At 64.9% G+C, this 15,855-nt stretch carries 16 protein-coding genes; 8 read left to right on the top strand and 8 right to left on the bottom strand.

Annotation, left to right across the window (positions count from 1 at the left end):
• Positions 1-43: 43 nt before the first annotated feature.
• Positions 44-328 (bottom strand): DUF2782 domain-containing protein, encoded by a 285-nt coding sequence (locus tag FQS62_RS21670; RefSeq protein WP_049443782.1) that lies wholly within the window; start codon positions 326-328, stop codon positions 44-46.
• A 98-nt stretch (positions 329-426) separates the two neighbouring features.
• On the opposite strand from FQS62_RS21670, the gene polA reads away from it, so the two are divergent.
• Both polA and FQS62_RS21660 read left to right on the top strand, forming a co-directional pair.
• Entirely contained in the window at positions 427-3,201 is a 2,775-nt protein-coding gene (gene polA / locus FQS62_RS21665; RefSeq protein WP_208043781.1) for a DNA polymerase I, read from the top strand.
• A 328-nt stretch (positions 3,202-3,529) separates the two neighbouring features.
• Positions 3,530-4,009, top strand: coding sequence for a DUF421 domain-containing protein (locus tag FQS62_RS21660; RefSeq protein ID WP_049443778.1), 480 nt, complete (start codon positions 3,530-3,532; stop codon positions 4,007-4,009).
• A 42-nt stretch (positions 4,010-4,051) separates the two neighbouring features.
• On the opposite strand, the gene FQS62_RS21655 is transcribed toward FQS62_RS21660, so the two are convergent.
• The 7 genes from FQS62_RS21655 to FQS62_RS21625 form a co-directional block, all read right to left on the bottom strand.
• Positions 4,052-5,215 (bottom strand): hypothetical protein, encoded by a 1,164-nt coding sequence (locus tag FQS62_RS21655; RefSeq protein WP_049443776.1) that lies wholly within the window; start codon positions 5,213-5,215, stop codon positions 4,052-4,054.
• A 94-nt stretch (positions 5,216-5,309) separates the two neighbouring features.
• Positions 5,310-6,206, bottom strand: a complete 897-nt coding sequence (hemF, locus tag FQS62_RS21650) for an oxygen-dependent coproporphyrinogen oxidase (protein ID WP_099589316.1) — start codon at positions 6,204-6,206, stop codon at positions 5,310-5,312.
• 10 nt (positions 6,207-6,216) lie between these two features.
• On the bottom strand, positions 6,217-7,320 hold the full coding sequence (locus tag FQS62_RS21645; protein ID WP_208043623.1) for a hypothetical protein: 1,104 nt from the start codon (positions 7,318-7,320) through the stop codon (positions 6,217-6,219).
• A 116-nt stretch (positions 7,321-7,436) separates the two neighbouring features.
• Positions 7,437-8,378, bottom strand: coding sequence for a hypothetical protein (locus FQS62_RS21640; protein ID WP_049443767.1), 942 nt, complete (start codon positions 8,376-8,378; stop codon positions 7,437-7,439).
• 34 nt (positions 8,379-8,412) lie between these two features.
• Positions 8,413-8,973, bottom strand: a complete 561-nt coding sequence (locus tag FQS62_RS21635; RefSeq protein ID WP_049443765.1) for a hypothetical protein — start codon at positions 8,971-8,973, stop codon at positions 8,413-8,415.
• Positions 8,974-8,999: 26 nt separating this feature from the next.
• Positions 9,000-9,419: an NUDIX hydrolase gene (locus FQS62_RS21630; RefSeq protein WP_049443763.1), complete on the bottom strand. Its 420-nt coding sequence runs from the start codon at positions 9,417-9,419 to the stop codon at positions 9,000-9,002.
• On the bottom strand, positions 9,416-11,788 hold the full coding sequence (locus FQS62_RS21625) for a S9 family peptidase (protein ID WP_049443761.1): 2,373 nt from the start codon (positions 11,786-11,788) through the stop codon (positions 9,416-9,418). Before FQS62_RS21625 ends, FQS62_RS21630 begins: the two co-directional genes overlap by 4 nt.
• A gap of 167 nt (positions 11,789-11,955) precedes the next feature.
• Here FQS62_RS21625 and FQS62_RS21620 point away from each other — a divergent pair, with 167 nt between their 5' ends.
• From FQS62_RS21620 to FQS62_RS21595, 6 genes are all read left to right on the top strand, one after another.
• The gene (locus FQS62_RS21620) at positions 11,956-12,285 is read left to right on the top strand and encodes a hypothetical protein (protein ID WP_005414880.1); all 330 of its coding nucleotides are present in this window, start codon (positions 11,956-11,958) and stop codon (positions 12,283-12,285) included.
• 37 nt (positions 12,286-12,322) lie between these two features.
• A complete protein-coding gene (locus FQS62_RS21615; protein ID WP_049443759.1) occupies positions 12,323-12,976 on the top strand; it encodes an RNA polymerase sigma factor in 654 nt (217 codons plus the stop codon).
• Positions 12,973-13,188 carry a hypothetical protein gene (locus FQS62_RS21610; protein WP_049443757.1) on the top strand — a complete coding sequence of 72 codons (216 nt, stop codon included), beginning with the start codon at positions 12,973-12,975 and terminating at the stop codon, positions 13,186-13,188. Before FQS62_RS21615 ends, FQS62_RS21610 begins: the two co-directional genes overlap by 4 nt.
• A gap of 267 nt (positions 13,189-13,455) precedes the next feature.
• Positions 13,456-13,761: a hypothetical protein gene (locus FQS62_RS21605; RefSeq protein ID WP_099589314.1), complete on the top strand. Its 306-nt coding sequence runs from the start codon at positions 13,456-13,458 to the stop codon at positions 13,759-13,761.
• A gap of 52 nt (positions 13,762-13,813) precedes the next feature.
• Complete coding sequence (locus tag FQS62_RS21600; RefSeq protein WP_154349864.1) at positions 13,814-15,025, top strand: hypothetical protein; 1,212 nt, start codon at positions 13,814-13,816, stop codon at positions 15,023-15,025.
• Complete coding sequence (locus FQS62_RS21595; protein ID WP_154349863.1) at positions 15,022-15,840, top strand: hypothetical protein; 819 nt, start codon at positions 15,022-15,024, stop codon at positions 15,838-15,840. The genes FQS62_RS21600 and FQS62_RS21595 overlap by 4 nt, the downstream gene beginning before the upstream one ends.
• Positions 15,841-15,855: the final 15 nt, after the last annotated feature.

Here is a 15,855-nt window from a genome sequence, read left to right as displayed (position 1 = left end):
GGCGTGGATCTGCTGAATTGCAGGGATCCGGACCCCGGCTACATCACCAGCTGTACAGCTTCCAGTACACCGGCGACACGCCATCCTTGTCGTTGTCGAAACGGCCGTCGCCGTTCTTGTCGTACATGTAGAACGGCGCACCGCGCGACGGGGTCACCTTGACCATGCGCAGCTGTCCGGACACGCGGTATTCCTCGATGACATCGCCGTTGTCCATGGTGCGCCTGGACACATCCGCGCCCTTGACGTCCACCGGGGGAGCGCCCGCGCCACCCATGCTGGCGCAGCCAGCGAGCAGGAGCAGGGAAGCCAGCATCAGGGTCTTCATCGGCGGGGGCCTTTGCCTGGAATGAGCCTTGATTATGCCCCATCGCCGGGCGCCTGCCGTGTCGCCGCGATGCAGGCACGGGCGCGTAGAATCGACCCATGAGCAGATTAGTCCTGATCGACGGGTCCAGTTACCTGTACCGCGCGTTCCACGCGCTGCCGCCCCTGTCCAATGCACAGGGCGAACCCACCGGCGCGCTGTTCGGCGTGGTCAACATGCTGCGCTCGACACTGAAGGAGCGCCCGGCTTACGTGGCGTTCGTGGTCGATGCGCCGGGCAAGACCTTCCGCGACGACCTGTACGACCAGTACAAGGCCAACCGCCCACCGATGCCCGATGAGCTGCGCAGCCAGGTCGAGCCGATGTGCCGCATCGTCGAGGCGCTGGGCATCAGCATCCTGCGCATTCCCGGCGTGGAAGCCGACGATGTGATCGGCACGCTGGCCCTGCAGGGCGTGGCGCAGGACCTGAAGGTGACCATTTCCACCGGCGACAAGGACTTCGCCCAGCTGGTGCGCCCGGGCATCGAGCTGGTCAACACCATGACCGGCAGCCGCATGGATTCGGATGCGGCGGTGATGGAGAAGTTCGGCGTCCGCGCCGACCAGATCATCGACCTGCTGGCGCTGATGGGCGACGCGGTCGACAACGTGCCGGGCGTGGAGAAATGCGGGCCGAAGACCGCCGCCAAGTGGCTGGCCGAGTACCAGCACCTGGACGGCGTGATGGCGGCCGCGCCGACCATGAAGGGCAAGATCGGCGAAAACCTGCGCGCCGCGCTGGAGCGCCTGCCGCTGAACCGTGAGCTGGTGACCATCCGCACCGACGTCGCGCTGGAGGCCAGCCCGACCACGCTGGCCCTGCGCGAGCAGGACGTTCCGGAGCTGACCGAGCTGTATGCGCGCTACGGCTTCACCCAGGCGCTGAAGGAGCTGGGGGCACCGCTGCCGGCGCCCGCCGCTGCCAGTGAGGCCACCCCAAGCCTGCGCGGCACCGCCGCCGGCTTTGCCCGCGGCAGCGCCGAGGCACCGGCCGCGGGTACGCTGGATCCGGCGCTGGCGGCGCCGGGTGAATACGAGACCGTGCTGACCGCCGAGCAGCTGCAGGCCTGGGTCGAACGCCTGCAGCAGGCCGACCTGATCAGCTTCGATACCGAAACCGATGCGCTGGACGCGATGCGTGCGCGCCTGGTGGGTATCAGCCTGGCGGTCGAGCCGGGCAAGGCCGCCTACATTCCGGTTGGCCATGATTACCCGGGTGCGCCAGCCCAGCTGCCGATGCAGCAGGTGCTGGATGCACTGCGCCCGGTGCTGCAGGACCCGGCGAAGAAGAAACTGGGCCAGCACGGCAAGTACGACCTGCATGTGCTGCGCCGTCACGGCGTGGAGGTGCAGGGTTACCACGACGACACCATGCTCGAGAGCTTCGTGCTCAACTCCACTGCCACCCGCCACGACATGGATTCGCTGGCCCTGCGTTACCTGGGCTACAGCACCATCAAGTTCGAGGACGTGGCCGGCAAGGGTGCCAAGCAGATTCCGTTCTCGCAGGTGGGCATCGATGAAGCCAGCCGCTATGCGGCCGAGGACGCCGACATCACCCTGCGCCTGCACCGTGCGCTGCAGCCGCAACTGTTGGCCGAACCGGCGTTGGACAGCGTGTACCGCGACATCGAGATGCCGCTGGTGCCGGTGCTGACCAGCATCGAAGCCAACGGCGTGCGGATCGACACCGACGAACTGCGCCGGCAGAGCCAGGACCTGTCCTCACGCATGTTGGCGGCGCAGCAGAAGGCCACCGAACTGGCCGGACGCAGCTTCAACCTGGATTCTCCCAAGCAGTTGCAGGCGGTACTGTTCGACGAGCTGAAGCTGCCGGCGGTGGTGAAGACCCCGAAGGGCCAGCCGAGTACCAATGAAGAGGCGCTGGAGGCCATTGCCGACCAGCATGAGCTGCCGCGGGTGATCCTCGACTACCGCGGCCTGGCCAAGCTGCGCAGCACCTACACCGACAAGCTGCCGGAGATGGTCAACCCGGACACCGGCCGGGTGCACACCAGCTACCACCAGTCCGGTGCCGCCACCGGCCGCCTGTCCTCGTCGGACCCGAACCTGCAGAACATCCCGATCCGCACTGAGGATGGCCGCCGCATCCGCCGCGCGTTCATCGCCCCGGAGGGCTTCCAGCTGCTGGCCGCCGATTACTCGCAGATCGAGCTGCGGATCATGGCCCACCTGTCCGAAGACCCGGGCCTGGTGCGCGCCTTCGAGCAGGGTGCCGACGTGCACCGTGCCACCGCCGCCGAGGTGTTCGGGCGTACGCTGGAGGACGTGACCCCGAACGAGCGCCGCGCCGCCAAGGCGATCAACTTCGGGCTGATGTACGGCATGAGCGCCTTCGGCCTGGCCCGCAACCTGGGCATCGACCGTGGCCAGGCGCAGGACTACGTGGCGCTGTACTTCAGCCGCTACCCGGGCGTGCGCGACTTCATGGAGCGGATGCGCCAGCAGGCCCGCGACCAGGGCTATGTGGAAACCCTGTTTGGTCGTCGCCTGTACCTGAACGACATTCATGCACGTAACCAGGGCCTGCGCGCCGGTGCCGAACGCGCGGCGATCAACGCGCCGATGCAGGGCACCGCCGCCGACATCATCAAACGCGCGATGGTGGACGTGGACCAGTGGCTGCGTGACAGCGGCGCACCGGCACGGATGATCCTGCAGGTGCACGATGAACTGGTGTTCGAAACCGAAAGCAGTTTCGTGGAAGACTTGCGTTTGCAGGTGGTGGAGCGCATGTCGCAAGCGGCCAAGTTGCGGGTGCCGCTGGTGGTCGATACCGGCATCGGCAACAACTGGGACGAAGCGCACTGAAGATGTTTCAGGCGGAAAACGACGTGAATTCGTTCATTCGTCAGAGGTTTCTGACTCGATCATGAATGTTTCCCCGATCGATGTTCATTAAATTGGGCCCCTTCACGAACCGTTAGTGTTCGGAGTGCTTCTATAACTCTCGACAGGCGCAATGCCTGTTGTGGATCTCTCCCATCCCCTGGAGCAGATCTCGGAACGGGGACTCCTCCCCAAGTGCCCGTTCCCCGGCCCCGTTGACCTCCCCCTGGTCAGCGGGGCTTTTTATTTGCGCCGCCGGCACTTCGGACCCCAGATGCTAGGCTGGGCGACCGTTCCACAGGGGAAGACCATGCCCGACCTGTTCGCACTGGCAATGCCCTGGTGGGAATTCATCCTGCGCGCGGTGGTGGTCTATGTCGTGGTGCTGGGCATGGTCCGCCTCGGCGGAAAACGCGCGCTGGGCCAGATCACGCCGTTCGACGTGCTGTTGATCGTGCTGCTGGGCAATGCGGTGCAGAACGCGCTGCTGGGCACGGACACTTCGCTGGGTGGAGGCCTGCTGCTGGCCGCCACCCTCATCCTGCTCAATTACGGGGTGGGCTGGCTGACCACCCGGAATCGCCGTATGGAGCGGATGATCGAAGGAGAACCCACCGTGATCGCGCGCGATGGCCGGCTTTTGGAGGGTGTTCTCCGCCGCGAACTGATCAGTCGCGCTGATTTCGACGCCGCGCTGCGCCAGCAGGGCGGGCTGCAGATCGAAGACGTGCAGATCGCCCTGCTGGAGACGACCGGACACATCACCATCATTCCGCGGAAGAGCACCTGATCGTGTAGCGCCGAGCATGGGCTCGGCGCTGCACGGCATCATTCATGGTGTGCAGCGGGTAGTGCCGGCCGCCGGTTTGCGCTCGTAGTAGGCGAAACGGTTGCCGCTGTCGATGCCGACCAGGTTGCCGTTCTGCAGCAGCTGCAGCACGAAGTCGCTGCCGATATCGCGATGGATGAAGATGCGGCCGTCGCGCAGGCTCGCCCGCAGTGGCTGTTCGCGGCCACCGGCCTCAACTACACCCCCCTCGAGGAAGCGCAGCTGCGACAACACGCTGCGCTCGGCTTCAAAGCTGCCACAGGGCAGTGCGGTGGCCGGCACCGGCGTGAGCGCGGAGGTGGAGGCGCTGGCGAGAACGGCAAGGTCCTTGGCCGGACCGCAGGCCGGGGCATCGGCGCGCTGGGCACAGGATCGCTGCAGCGCATCGCGGGCCTGCTGCAGGCGGCCACTGCTCCACAAGGTTTCAGCGGTGTCGGCGCAGAACGTTTCGCCCTGCTGCACGCGGCAAAGGTCGATCAGTTCATCAAGCTGCGCGGGCGGCAGGGGCGCATCCACGGAATGCTGCAGGCCGAGCAGGGCCTTGCCCATCATTTCCGAGGCAATCTCCTTGGCTGCCGTCATGCAACCCTCGGCGTCGAACGACGGCAGCTCCTTCCTGCAGATCTCGGGAATCGGCGGTTCCTCCGTTTTGGGCGCGGCGTCCTTGGCCTGCTGCTGGTAGGTCTCCAGCAGACGCATGCAGGCTGCGCCCACGCCTTCAACGCACCATGCATGAAGCTTCTGGGGAGCGGCCTCCGGCAGCGCTTCCAGGCAGTCGGAGGTGTTCATCACGCAACCGCCCTCGATGGGTTCCGGCATCGTCTTGCAGGCGGCGGCGTGCTCACGGGTGAACTCGCGATAGGGCGTGCTGATCGTGCGGTCGTTGTCCGAGAAGTACCAGTTTTCCAGCTGGCCGGTGGACAGGTTGCCGGTACCGAGCACGTCTTCCTGGCGGGCAACGCGCAGTTCCTCGGTGGCCTGGTAGGGGCCGGACAGGAAGCCGTGTCCTTCGCTCTCCAGGGTCAGCGTGGTGTTGCCGCCGCTGTCCTTGTAGGTGCCGCAGGCCATCGATTGCGCGGCAGCCGGCAGGCTGGCCGAGGCCAGCGCGAGCAACAGCAGGGAGCGCCAGCCCGCAACGCGCGGGCGAAGGGAAACAGCAGCAGACATCGGTTCGTCCTTGAAGGAGATGGAACAGGTCCTGTCCGGTGCGTCGCGCACCGCAGGTAACGAAGGCACCACGCTCAGCCGTGGCACCGGAACTTCAGAGCCAGTCGCGCGGCACCAGGTAGTCGGCCAGGCGCGCTTCGGCGCTGCCCGCTTCCGGACTGAAGCCATACTCCCAACGCACCCGCGGCGGCAGGCTCATCAGGATGCTCTCGCTGCGGCCGCCGCTCTGCAGCCCGAACAGGGTGCCGCGGTCATAGACCAGGTTGAATTCCACGTAACGGCCACGGCGGTACAGCTGGAACTCGCGCTCGCGTTCGCCATGGGCGGCGTCCTTGCGCCGCTGCACGATCGGCAGGTAAGCGTCGAGGAAGCCATCGCCCACCGCGCGCAGGTAGTCGAAATCGCGCTCGAAGTCGCCGTGCAGGTCGTCGAAGAACAAACCGCCGATGCCGCGCGTCTCGTTGCGGTGGCGCAGGAAGAAGTATTCATCGCACCAGCGCTTGTGCGCGCTGTAGCGTTCGTCGCCGAACGGGGCACACAGATCGCGTGCGACCCGGTGCCAGTGCTGCACGTCCTCGTCGAACGGATAGAACGGCGTCAGGTCGAAGCCGCCGCCGAACCAGCTGGCCACCACTTCACCGTCGCGCTGGGCCTGGAAGAAGCGCACGTTGGCATGGGTGGTCGGCACGTAGGGGTTGAGCGGGTGGAACACCAGCGACACGCCGGTGGCGCGCCAGGAGGCGCCGGCCAGTTCCGGGCGGTTGGCCGAGGCCGACGGCGGCAGGCGGCTGCCGGCCACGTCGGAGAAGCCGATGCCGGCCTGCTCGAACACCGCGCCGTCGCGCAGCACGCGGGTACGCCCGCCACCGCCCTCGGCCCGCTGCCACAGGTCTTCCTGGAAGCGGGCCTGGCCATCGGCGGCCTCGATCGCTGCACAGATGCGGTCCTGCAGGTCGGTGAGGTAGGCGCGAACGCGCTCGAATTCGTTCATGGCGCCTACTTTACCGCAGGGCCTGTGCCGGTACCCGCGCGCGCGACGCAGCGGGGGCCGACCCATCGCGCTGGTAGCGGGTGAAGCGGTTGTCGCGGTCGTTCGCCACCAGGTCGCCATTGGCCAGCTGCCAGAACACCCGGTCCTCGCCTCTCCCGCTGCGCACGTGGACGGCTCCCTCGCGCAGCACGGCAGGTTGCGCCTCCAGCCCTGCCATCCGGACCTGGCCATCCTCGCCGAACACCAGGTCGCCGGCCTGCGCCTGGTAGCGGCCACAGGGCAGTGCGTCCAGAGGCGCTATGGCCAGATCCGCCGGTGACAGCGACGCCAGCGGCGTGGCCGTGCTGCAGGCCTGTGGATCCTCGCCGACCCTGCACGCCAGCTGCAGCGCATCGCGTGCAGGCAGCAGGCGCTTGGAAGCCCACAACACAACGGCGGTCGCATGGCAGAAGCTGGCGCTGGGATGTTCGCGGCACAGCGTGCTGACCTCGTCCAGCTGCTCAGCAGGCAGTGACACCTGGTGCGGTGTGCTGCCCGCCAGTGAGAACGCCCAACCGATATCGCGTGCACGGCTGGCTGTCTCGGCTTGCTCGCACGCGTCCCGGTCGTAGCTCGCGGTGCCCTGTTCACAGGACGCTGGCGTGGCCGGCTCTTCGCGATCGCTGGCAAGGGCCATTTCCACCAGCAGGTCGTTGCGGGCATCGCTGCGGTAGTCCTCGATCAGCAGATTGCAGGCGACGGGAACATCCTCGCGGCACCATTGTCGCCAGCGTTCGGGACCGGCGAGTGCCATGTCATCGATGCACTGCGCGATGTCCGTGCGGCAACTCCCGGCCGCAAACGCCGGTGCTGCGCGGCGCTCGGTCGCGCTCTCCAAGCTGTAGCGGTGGTCATCGCCGGCCAGGACGCGGCCGGCGCTGGCGATTTTCAGTGCGCTGACGTTGCCGGTGACCAGGCTGGCCATCACCAGCGACTCGCCCAGTCGCTCCAGGTTGTACGGTTCCGGCGCCACGCCAGGCGCGAGCAGGCGGCCCTGCACAGGGCTTTCCACCTGCAGGCGGGTACCGCTGTCGGCGTCCTTGAAGGTGCCGCACAGCAGCGCCTGTGCGGACACGACCGGACTCAGCAGCAACAGAAGCGCAGCACCCCACCCCACCCCCGTGACAGGCGGTGGCGGATGTCGGTGGCGGAAGGCATCCGGTAACTCCTGGCAGAACGGCAGCGTAAAGGTCAGTGATCATGGCCGAGCGCGGCCCGGCAGCGTGCGTTGGGAAGGGGCCGATATCGCTGGTAGCCGGTCTGCGTGTCCATGCCGAGCAGATCGCCGTTGCCCAGTTGTCGCAGCACAAGCGTTTCACCGTTCTGCTGCAGGTGGACAGCACCCTCGTGCAGGCGGGCCTGCGTGCCCGCACCGAAGTCGATCACGTCAGCATCGGCCTGGTAACGACCACATGGCACCTTCTGCAATGGCACCAGGCGCAGATCGGCGCCGAGTCCGCGCAACGGCGCGGTGCGTTCGCAGGCACTGACGCGTCCAGCATCACAGACCACCTGCAGCGCCTGCACCGCCAGCGCAGGTTCCAGCGCGATCAACTGCTGTTCGGCCACCTCGGTGCAGAAGCGCCCACCGCGCTGGTGCAGGCAGAGCCGCTGCAGCGTGGTGCGCTGCGCGGCAGGCAATGGTGCGTCCTGCTGACCGGCCGCGGCGGCCGGTGAAGCGAGAAAGTGGCGCAGCAGCGCCGAGCATCCAGCGCCGACGCCTTCCTCGCACGCGCGTTGCGCCTGTTGCGGTGGCGCATCCGCGAGCCGCGCAATGCACAGCGCAGGTTGGCCCAGGCAGGCGCCGGGCGCGGGGGCGCGCTGGCAAGCCTGGGGTCGATGCAGCTCGAAGTCGTTCATACCGTCGTTGATATGTGCCCCGTCAGCAGCCACGCTGATGGCGGTGGATGCACCGTCGTCGAGAAACACCAGGTGCAGATCGCCGGCGCTGCGATCGATGCGCAGAGGTGCGCGTTCCTGACCGTCCAGAGCCCGATAGCCGGTGGTGGATGATTCGAACACCAGCGCCATGCCGCCATCGGTGCTGCGGTATTCGCCACACTGCAGCGCGTCGGCGGCAGCAGGCAACGCGGCCGACAGCAGCAGTGCGGGGAGAAGGGTCAGCAAGCGCATGCGACGGTCCTTGTCGTGCGGGAAAAGGTGTGGCTCAGTGGAAGCGCGAGCGGATGTCCGGCCGCAGCAGGCGCCATGCCAACCATCCCTGTGCAACGAGTATGGCCACAGCGCCTCCAGACAAGGTCAGTGCCACCAGGATTCGTTGGACCTGGGCTTCGCGCAGTGTATGTGGATCGGCAATATGCGTCATGAGGCCAGCGAAGATGCTGTCCAGCCACCAGACGACTGCGAAATTCGCCACGGCGGACAACCACAGCAACGCCACGTAACTCAAGAGTCCCCAGCGACGCTGCTGGTAGAAGCCCCAGCTTGAAAGCAGGGCAGGTATGCCGGGCAGCGCCAGCCACAATGTGGCGGCGACCGGGTCCTTCAGCACCCACTGCACGCTGTGGGGGAGACCCTGCTCAGTGGCCATCATGACCATTCTCTGCCAGAGCGGACTGTCAGCCAGCTGCGCAAGCAACACCGCTTGAAGTGCAATGAGTACGATGAATCCTGCGCAGACCAGCAGTGATGCCAAGCCCAGCGGTCGGATGAAATCCTGGGCGGCGACTGCGCTGGGAGGACGGCCTTGGGGCGATTGAAGCGACATCCGATGTCCTGGGCAGCAGTGGGTAATCAGTGGACCGTCACCCGGGTGGCGACGGCCGGCAGGATATGGTGTTCGCTCAACGGTGCCAAGGGCTGGCCGTGCGGCGGCTGCAGCGGCACCCAGGCCAGTTCGGCGATCTCGGCGCGCGCCTGTGGCGTGCCGTCCACCTGTACCCACCACGCCTGGGCCTGCACGCGATGGCCGGGCTCGTTCACCGCCCAATCCTCAAAGGTGCCCAGCGCGACGGCGGTCCCGGCGCACACCTGCACACCGAGTTCTTCGTCCAGTTCGCGCGCCAGTGCCTGCAGCGGTGCTTCGCCGGCTTCAGGCTTGCCACCGGGCTGGATGAAGCGGCTGGCGCCGTGCTTGCGCACCACCAGCGCCCGGCCGCGGTCATCCAGGATGACCGCGGCCACGATATGGATCGTGGCCGCGGCGTTGCTCACTTCAGGTTCTGCTCGAACAGCTTGAGGATGCGCTTGTACTGGTCCAGCCAGGAATCGGCGCGCACGTAGCCGTGGCGCTCCAGCGGGTACGGTGCGATCGACCAGTTGTCCTTGTGCAGTTCGATCAGGCGCTGGGTGAGGTTCACCGAGTCCTGGAAGAACACGTTGTCATCCATCATGCCGTGGGCGATCAGCAGGTTGTCCTGCAGGTTCTGCGCGTATTCGATCGGCGAGGACACGCGGTACGCCTCCGGATCGATGTCCGGCGTGTTGAGGATGTTGCTGGTATAGCCGTGGTTGTACTGGTGCCAGTCGACCACCGGGCGCAGCGCGGCGCCGGCCTTGAACGTGCCCGGCGAGCGGAACAGGGCCATGAAGGTCATGAAGCCGCCGTAGGAACCACCGTAGATGCCGGCATGGTCGCGGTCACCCTGCTGGGTGTCGACCAGCCAGTCCAGGCCGTCCTTGTAATCCTCCAGCTCCGGGTGGCCCATGTTGCGGTAGATCGCCGTACGCCAGTCGCGGCCGTAGCCTTCGCTGCCGCGGTAATCCATGTCCAGCACGATGTAGCCCTTCTGCACCAGCAGGTTGTGGAACATCTGCTCGCGGAAGTAGGCCGGGTAGCGCTGGTGCACGTTCTGCAGGTAGCCGGCGCCGTGCACGAACATCACGATCGGATACTTCCTGCCGGGTTCCTTGTTTTCGGGCTCGTAGTACTTGGCCCAGACCACGCCGGCACCATGCTTGGACGGAACCGCCACCAGCTTCGGCTGGATCCACTGGCGTGCCTTGTACTCGGCGGTGCGGGTATCGGTCAGCACGCGCGTCTGGCCAGCGCCGGTGCTCGGCAGCACGGCGAGCTGCGCCGGCAGGTAGGCGCCGGAATAGCGCACCAGCAGCTGCTGGCCGTCCGGCGACAGCGAGAAATCTTCCACGCCATTGAGGCTGGTCAGCTCGCGCACCTGGCGGCTGCCGGTGTCGACCGCGCAGACTTCGTAGTCATGCGGCGCCTGCTGGTTGCACAGGAAGTAGAAGCCCTTGCCATCGGCCGACGGCACCGGCGCCGAAGTTTCCCACTTGCCGCTGGTCAGCGCCTGCGGCTTGGCAGTGCCGGTCTGGATGTACAGGTGCGAGAAGCCCGATTCCTCCGACAGCAGCCACAGCGTGCGGCCATCGGCCATCCAGCCGAAATCGTTGAAGCCCCAGTTGATCCAGGCGTTGTCGGTCAGGCGATGGCGGTTCTGCACGCGGCCGTCGGCGGCGCTGATGCTGACGATCCAGCGGTCCTTGTTGTCGTTGGCACGCAGCATCACCGCAGCCTGCTGGCCGTCGGCGCTCCAGCGGATGCCACCGCCCATGAAGTCGCTCATCACCTGCAGGCTGCGCTCGCCCTTCAGCGCGTCCTTGCCGGCCTTGCGGCGCAGCTCGGCCAGCGGATCGGTGCTGATGCCCGGCAGGCCGGCCAGCGAAACCTTCTCGACCTTGCCGGTGCGCACGTCCACGTACCACAGCGTGTGTGGCTCGAAGCCGTTGCGGCCGACGCGGGTGCGGGTGTCTTCGGTTTCCTCGTAGCCCGACTCGGTCACGTACAGCGGCATCTTGCCGCCACGGCCGTCGTCGAAGTCCTTCGGCTTGGTCACCACGATCAAGTGGGTCAGGTCCGGCGACAGCACGCTGTCGGCGATCTCCACGTCGGCGCCCAGGTACACCGGGCCCGGCGCGCGGGTCGGGTCGGCCTGGCGCCAGCGCTGGTCCTGGTCCTTCAGTGCTTCGCGCTGGTCACGGTCGCGGCGCAGGGTTTCCAGCGTGCGCAGCTGCTGGTCGCGCAGCACGTCAGCCTTCGGTGCCGTGCGCGGGTCCGTCTCGGCCTTCAGGCTGGCCACCTGCTGCACGCCGCTGGCGGCGGTCCAGTGGAACCAGTTCTGGCCGACGCGCCAGATCACGCCGTTGTCGGCGGCGAAGTTCACGTTGCCCGCGCGCTCGTTGCTGCGGGTCAGCTGGGTCAGCGCGCCGCTGCGCAGGTCACGCACGAACACGTCACCGTTGCGGACGAAGGCGCTGCGGCTGCGGCTGCGGTCATAGACCGGCTCGGCCACGTCCAGGGTGCCGCGCTGGTCATCGGCCACCTGCGCGGCCACGCCACCGGCCACCGGCTGGCGGAAGGTATCGCGCACCGGGCTGCCGTTGCGCTTGAGCTGGTATTCCACCTGCTGGCTGTTCCACGACCACCAGGCCTTCTCGACCGGCGGGCCAATCCAGTCCGGGTCGGCCATGGCCTGTTCGATGGTGATCGGCGTCGGCGCGGCATGCGCAGCCGGTGCGGCCAGCACGGCCGACAGCAGGAGGGACAGGGGCAGCACTCGGGACATGGGCGGACGGCACCAGTAGAGGAAACCGGCCAAGCGTAGCAGCCGCAAGGGCCCGGGGCAGGGGCCACAGGTCATGGCAGCGGGATTGGCAAAGTGGTGCAACCGGTGGCCGGCCTCGCGCATCCATTCTCCTGAACCCGCATCATCCACCGAACAGGAGCCCGACCATGCAGGAACTGATCCCGATCACCCTCTTCATCTGCATCGCCTACGCGATCCATGCCATTGCCGATGCCCGCGCCCGCAGCAAACTGGTGGCCCCGCACGTGCCGGAAGAAGTGATCCGCTCGCTGGCCGTGCTGGAAGAAGAGCGCCGCCGCCAGGGCGCGCTGCGCTGGGGCATCAGCCTGGTCTGCCTGGCCCTGGCCATGGCCCTGCTGGAAGCCATCGGTGCCCGTGACCTGACCTTTGGCGCCGCCGCCGCGCTGGTCGGTAGTGCCGGCCTCGGCCAGCTGCTGGCCTGGCACTTCACCCGTCCTGCTGCGCGCAAGGGCTGAGCCGGCCCATGCCACGGGCACAGGGGGCGCCCCATAGATGAGCCTGCTCGGCGAAGCATTGTCGGCACTGCGGGGCCGCCGCCGCCACGATACGGCGGCGACGGCGGCACCCGCTGCACCGCTGGATGCGGACCAAGCCCTGGTGCGAGCCATCATCGACGGCTCGCAGGCGGCGTTTTCGCAGCTGGTCGAGACCCATCAACGCACCTGCGCGCACGTGATCGGGCGCATGGTGGGCGACCGCGATCAGGTGGCCGACCTGCTGCAGGAAACCTTCCTGGCGGTGTTCCGTCAGCTGCATCGGTTTCGTTTTGAATGCTCGCTGCGCACCTGGGTTTCCCGGGTCGCATACACCACGGCGCTGCAGCACCTGCGCCGGCGGCGGCTGGAAGCGCAATGGATGGTGGCCGTGGAGGTGCCGGAGGAACTGGGTGTCGGCGATGAAGGCCCGGGCCCGGTTGAGTTGAGCGAGGCGCTGCAGGCCGGGCGCCAGCTCGGCGCGGCGCTGGAACGGCTGAGTGCACCGCAGCGGCTGATCGTCGGCCTGCACTACCTGGAGGATTTCGATCTGGCCGAAATCGAGCAGGTGACCGGACTGGCACGCGGTACCATCAAGAGCCACCTGCACCGCGCGCGCCAGGTCCTGAAGCAGGAACTGACGCGGCATGCCGCCGCCGGAGAACTGCTGTGAACCGACCGACCGACCCTCGCGATGCGGAAAAGCGCGCGCTGGCGCAGGCGTTGCGTGAGCAGGTGCAGCAGGAAGAAACGCCGGATGTGAGCGAGGCGCTGCAGAAGCGGATCGCCGCTGAGTCACGCGACAGTGGCGTGGGCTATGTGGTGGTGCAGGTGGTGTTGCTGGGCGCGTTGGTGGCTGCGGCGGTCTGGTACTTCTGGAATTAATCGATTGTCAGTCGTATCCGGCGTGAATTTTCCTCCGTCATTCCCAATGTCGCTGATTCGGAGAATCCCCCGCATCCGACGGATTGCGCCATCTCCAGACGCTACGAAGAGATCCCCGCACTGAGGATAGTTGCAAAGGAATCTGCTGCTATTGATGTCGATGACTCTCCTGGAAAAGTCTAGATCGTCAGCAATCGCTGACGCTGGCCAGGAGCCGCGCAAGCTCACGGCCATATCCAGCAGTATCTACTTCAAAGGAGCTGAATAATGTCGAAGATCTGCAAGTCCGTGCTTCTTCCTCCGGCGCTCATTGCAATGCTTGGTCTATCCGGAGTCGCATCTGCGTCGCAGGGAAGTGCGTCCAATGATCTCACGCAGATCCAGAACGCCTCCGTGCTGGACATCACTCTCGCCAGTGTGGAGGAGTTGCAAGAAGGAGCCGGCGACAACGAGATCGCGGGTGTTCAATGTACCAACTACTCAAGCGGTGGTACTCACTGCGGTCACTACTCGTCAGGTGAAGAGCTCCAGCTTGCGCACGTAGTTCCTGACGCCCAGAAGTTCAACGTCTAAGAACGCGGACGGTCGCCTATGGGGGTGGCCGTCCGTCACCAAGGAGAGGGTGATGAGAACTTCCATAGAGGATCTCAGGAGAGCAATTGAAGATCCATGCAGAACGGTTGATGTTTGCTCGGTGCTGCTGGATGCATGGTTCGAAGTAGCTCCGCGTCGTCTGGGTGAGGCTCTTTCAAGATTCAGAGATGAGCGGCTTGAGAATCAAGAGCGTGTTGAGAATTTTGAAAGAACATTCAAGCAGCTGGATGCTGCGGCGAGAAGAAGATTGCTTGGCTCCCCGTGGGTTTCCGGATTCATGGATGATCCAGATGGAGTCTCCCATGAAGATACAGACGGAATGCCTGTCACAACCATCGAGGCGCTTCATCTCGCCGCAATGGCGGAGTGTCCAGTTGCTCCCATCCATGACGAAATGGGCAAATTTCACCAAGGGAGAGGAGTCGAAAGCCCCCTTGGGGAGTGGGTGATCAGGCGGCATGAATCCGGATTTGAGAAGGTCGAGCGCGCAAAGGTGGGTGGTGTGATCACTCTGGACGTGGACAGCGGGCTGGCGCGTCGGAACGAGCCAGAGAGCGGAACGTTCTGCAATCCATACCTGAGCATCTCATCAGAAGAGCTCGCCGTAATCCAAGAAAAGCTGGAAGCTGCCATAAGGCTTGTGGATGAAGCCACTCCACATCTGGGTCTCCTGATTCGAACATTCACAAGGCGTGTGCTCGTGAGGAAGTCGATCGAGCTGGGTGATCAGGCTTCACCTCTGAATCTTGGATCCGAGTATCGACCGATTCATGCAGGTTGCATCCGAATCCTCAACGTTCACAGGCCGGAAATGACCGTAGATATCTGCGCAGAGGCAATTCTGCATGAGTCCGTCCACTCGTACCTCTCCGCCTATGAAGAGGTGCATGGGAAGTTCATGTCAGGTGCAATCAGAGTTCGCCCGGTTTCACCATGGTCAGGCAACTTCATTCCCAACCATTCACTGGCTCATGCGGTTTTTGTCTACTACGCCATCCACCAGCTTCTCGGGAGGTTGGTTGGTATCGGTGCTGGGATTGGAGAGGAATCCGGGAGGAGAATGAAGCGACGACTGATGCACGTAGCAGGCGGATTCTTCATCGAACGGAAGATATCGACGCTATTCGTACTGGAGTCACCCGCCTCTTTGCAGCTGATGGCGGTCGTGGATGAAATTCAGGAGGAGATCAGGGCCGAGTACAGCCAAAGAATGCCAGGGGAAACGCCGGAGAGCGCGGCATGAAGATTCCAACCATTGTTATCCACTCCGATCCGGAAGACGTCGTCGCAGCCGTGCTCGGGGATGTTCGGGGTGTGAGTGTGATCCATCTGGACGAGCTGACTCGAAATTGGCGCGTTCAGGAGGCTGGAATCATTGAACCCGTACTGGAAAAATCGATTCCGAGCATGTGTTCTTCCTACATCATCAACAGAGTATTCGATCTCTCCTGCACCGAGATTGGAAAGCGTCTTCGTACATTCCGTCTGCATGAGAACTGGGCATACACGGCTTTGGGTTCGGTTCTGTCGCGAGCACACGCACTGGCACACGGAATTGGTCCTCGCGGAGTGAGTAGATCGCTTCTCCCCTTGAATGTGCAGTGGAAGCTTATTTCCGAGCGTATCCCAGACATCAGAACGCCACAGTTCGCTTTTGGGTTCGGTCATCGAATGCCTGATATGTCGCATCTGGACAAGTTCGTACAGAAGTCAGTCTGGTCCTACTTCCGGTGGAATGGTGATTCCGATGTCGTAGAAGGGGAGCAGCAGTGGCATCCATTCTTCGTCGAACAACCGCAAGGCACCCCAATCATATGTAGCTATCACGGAGAGGCGTTCACTCTGAGTTTCCCAAAGGGGCGACCCAAGGCGGATCTCGGGGTTTTTCCCGCTCTCGTATACGCATGCCGGGAACTGTTCGACAACAGGATGGCGGAGATTCTGGTGTACCAAGAGGACGAAAGCCTGACCTTCTGTGCCTGCAGCCCATACATGGCTGGAGTAGGTGAGCTGAGAGAAAGAGAGCAACTTCTTCTACGAGGAGTTCCGTCGAGTTGAAGTTGAGGGCGCTGC

This window comes from Stenotrophomonas sp. SBJS02, from assembly GCF_020428325.2.
GTDB lineage: Bacteria > Pseudomonadota > Gammaproteobacteria > Xanthomonadales > Xanthomonadaceae > Stenotrophomonas > Stenotrophomonas africana.
Note: the sequence above shows the minus strand (reverse complement) of the source record. Positions and strands in the feature narration are given on the sequence as shown.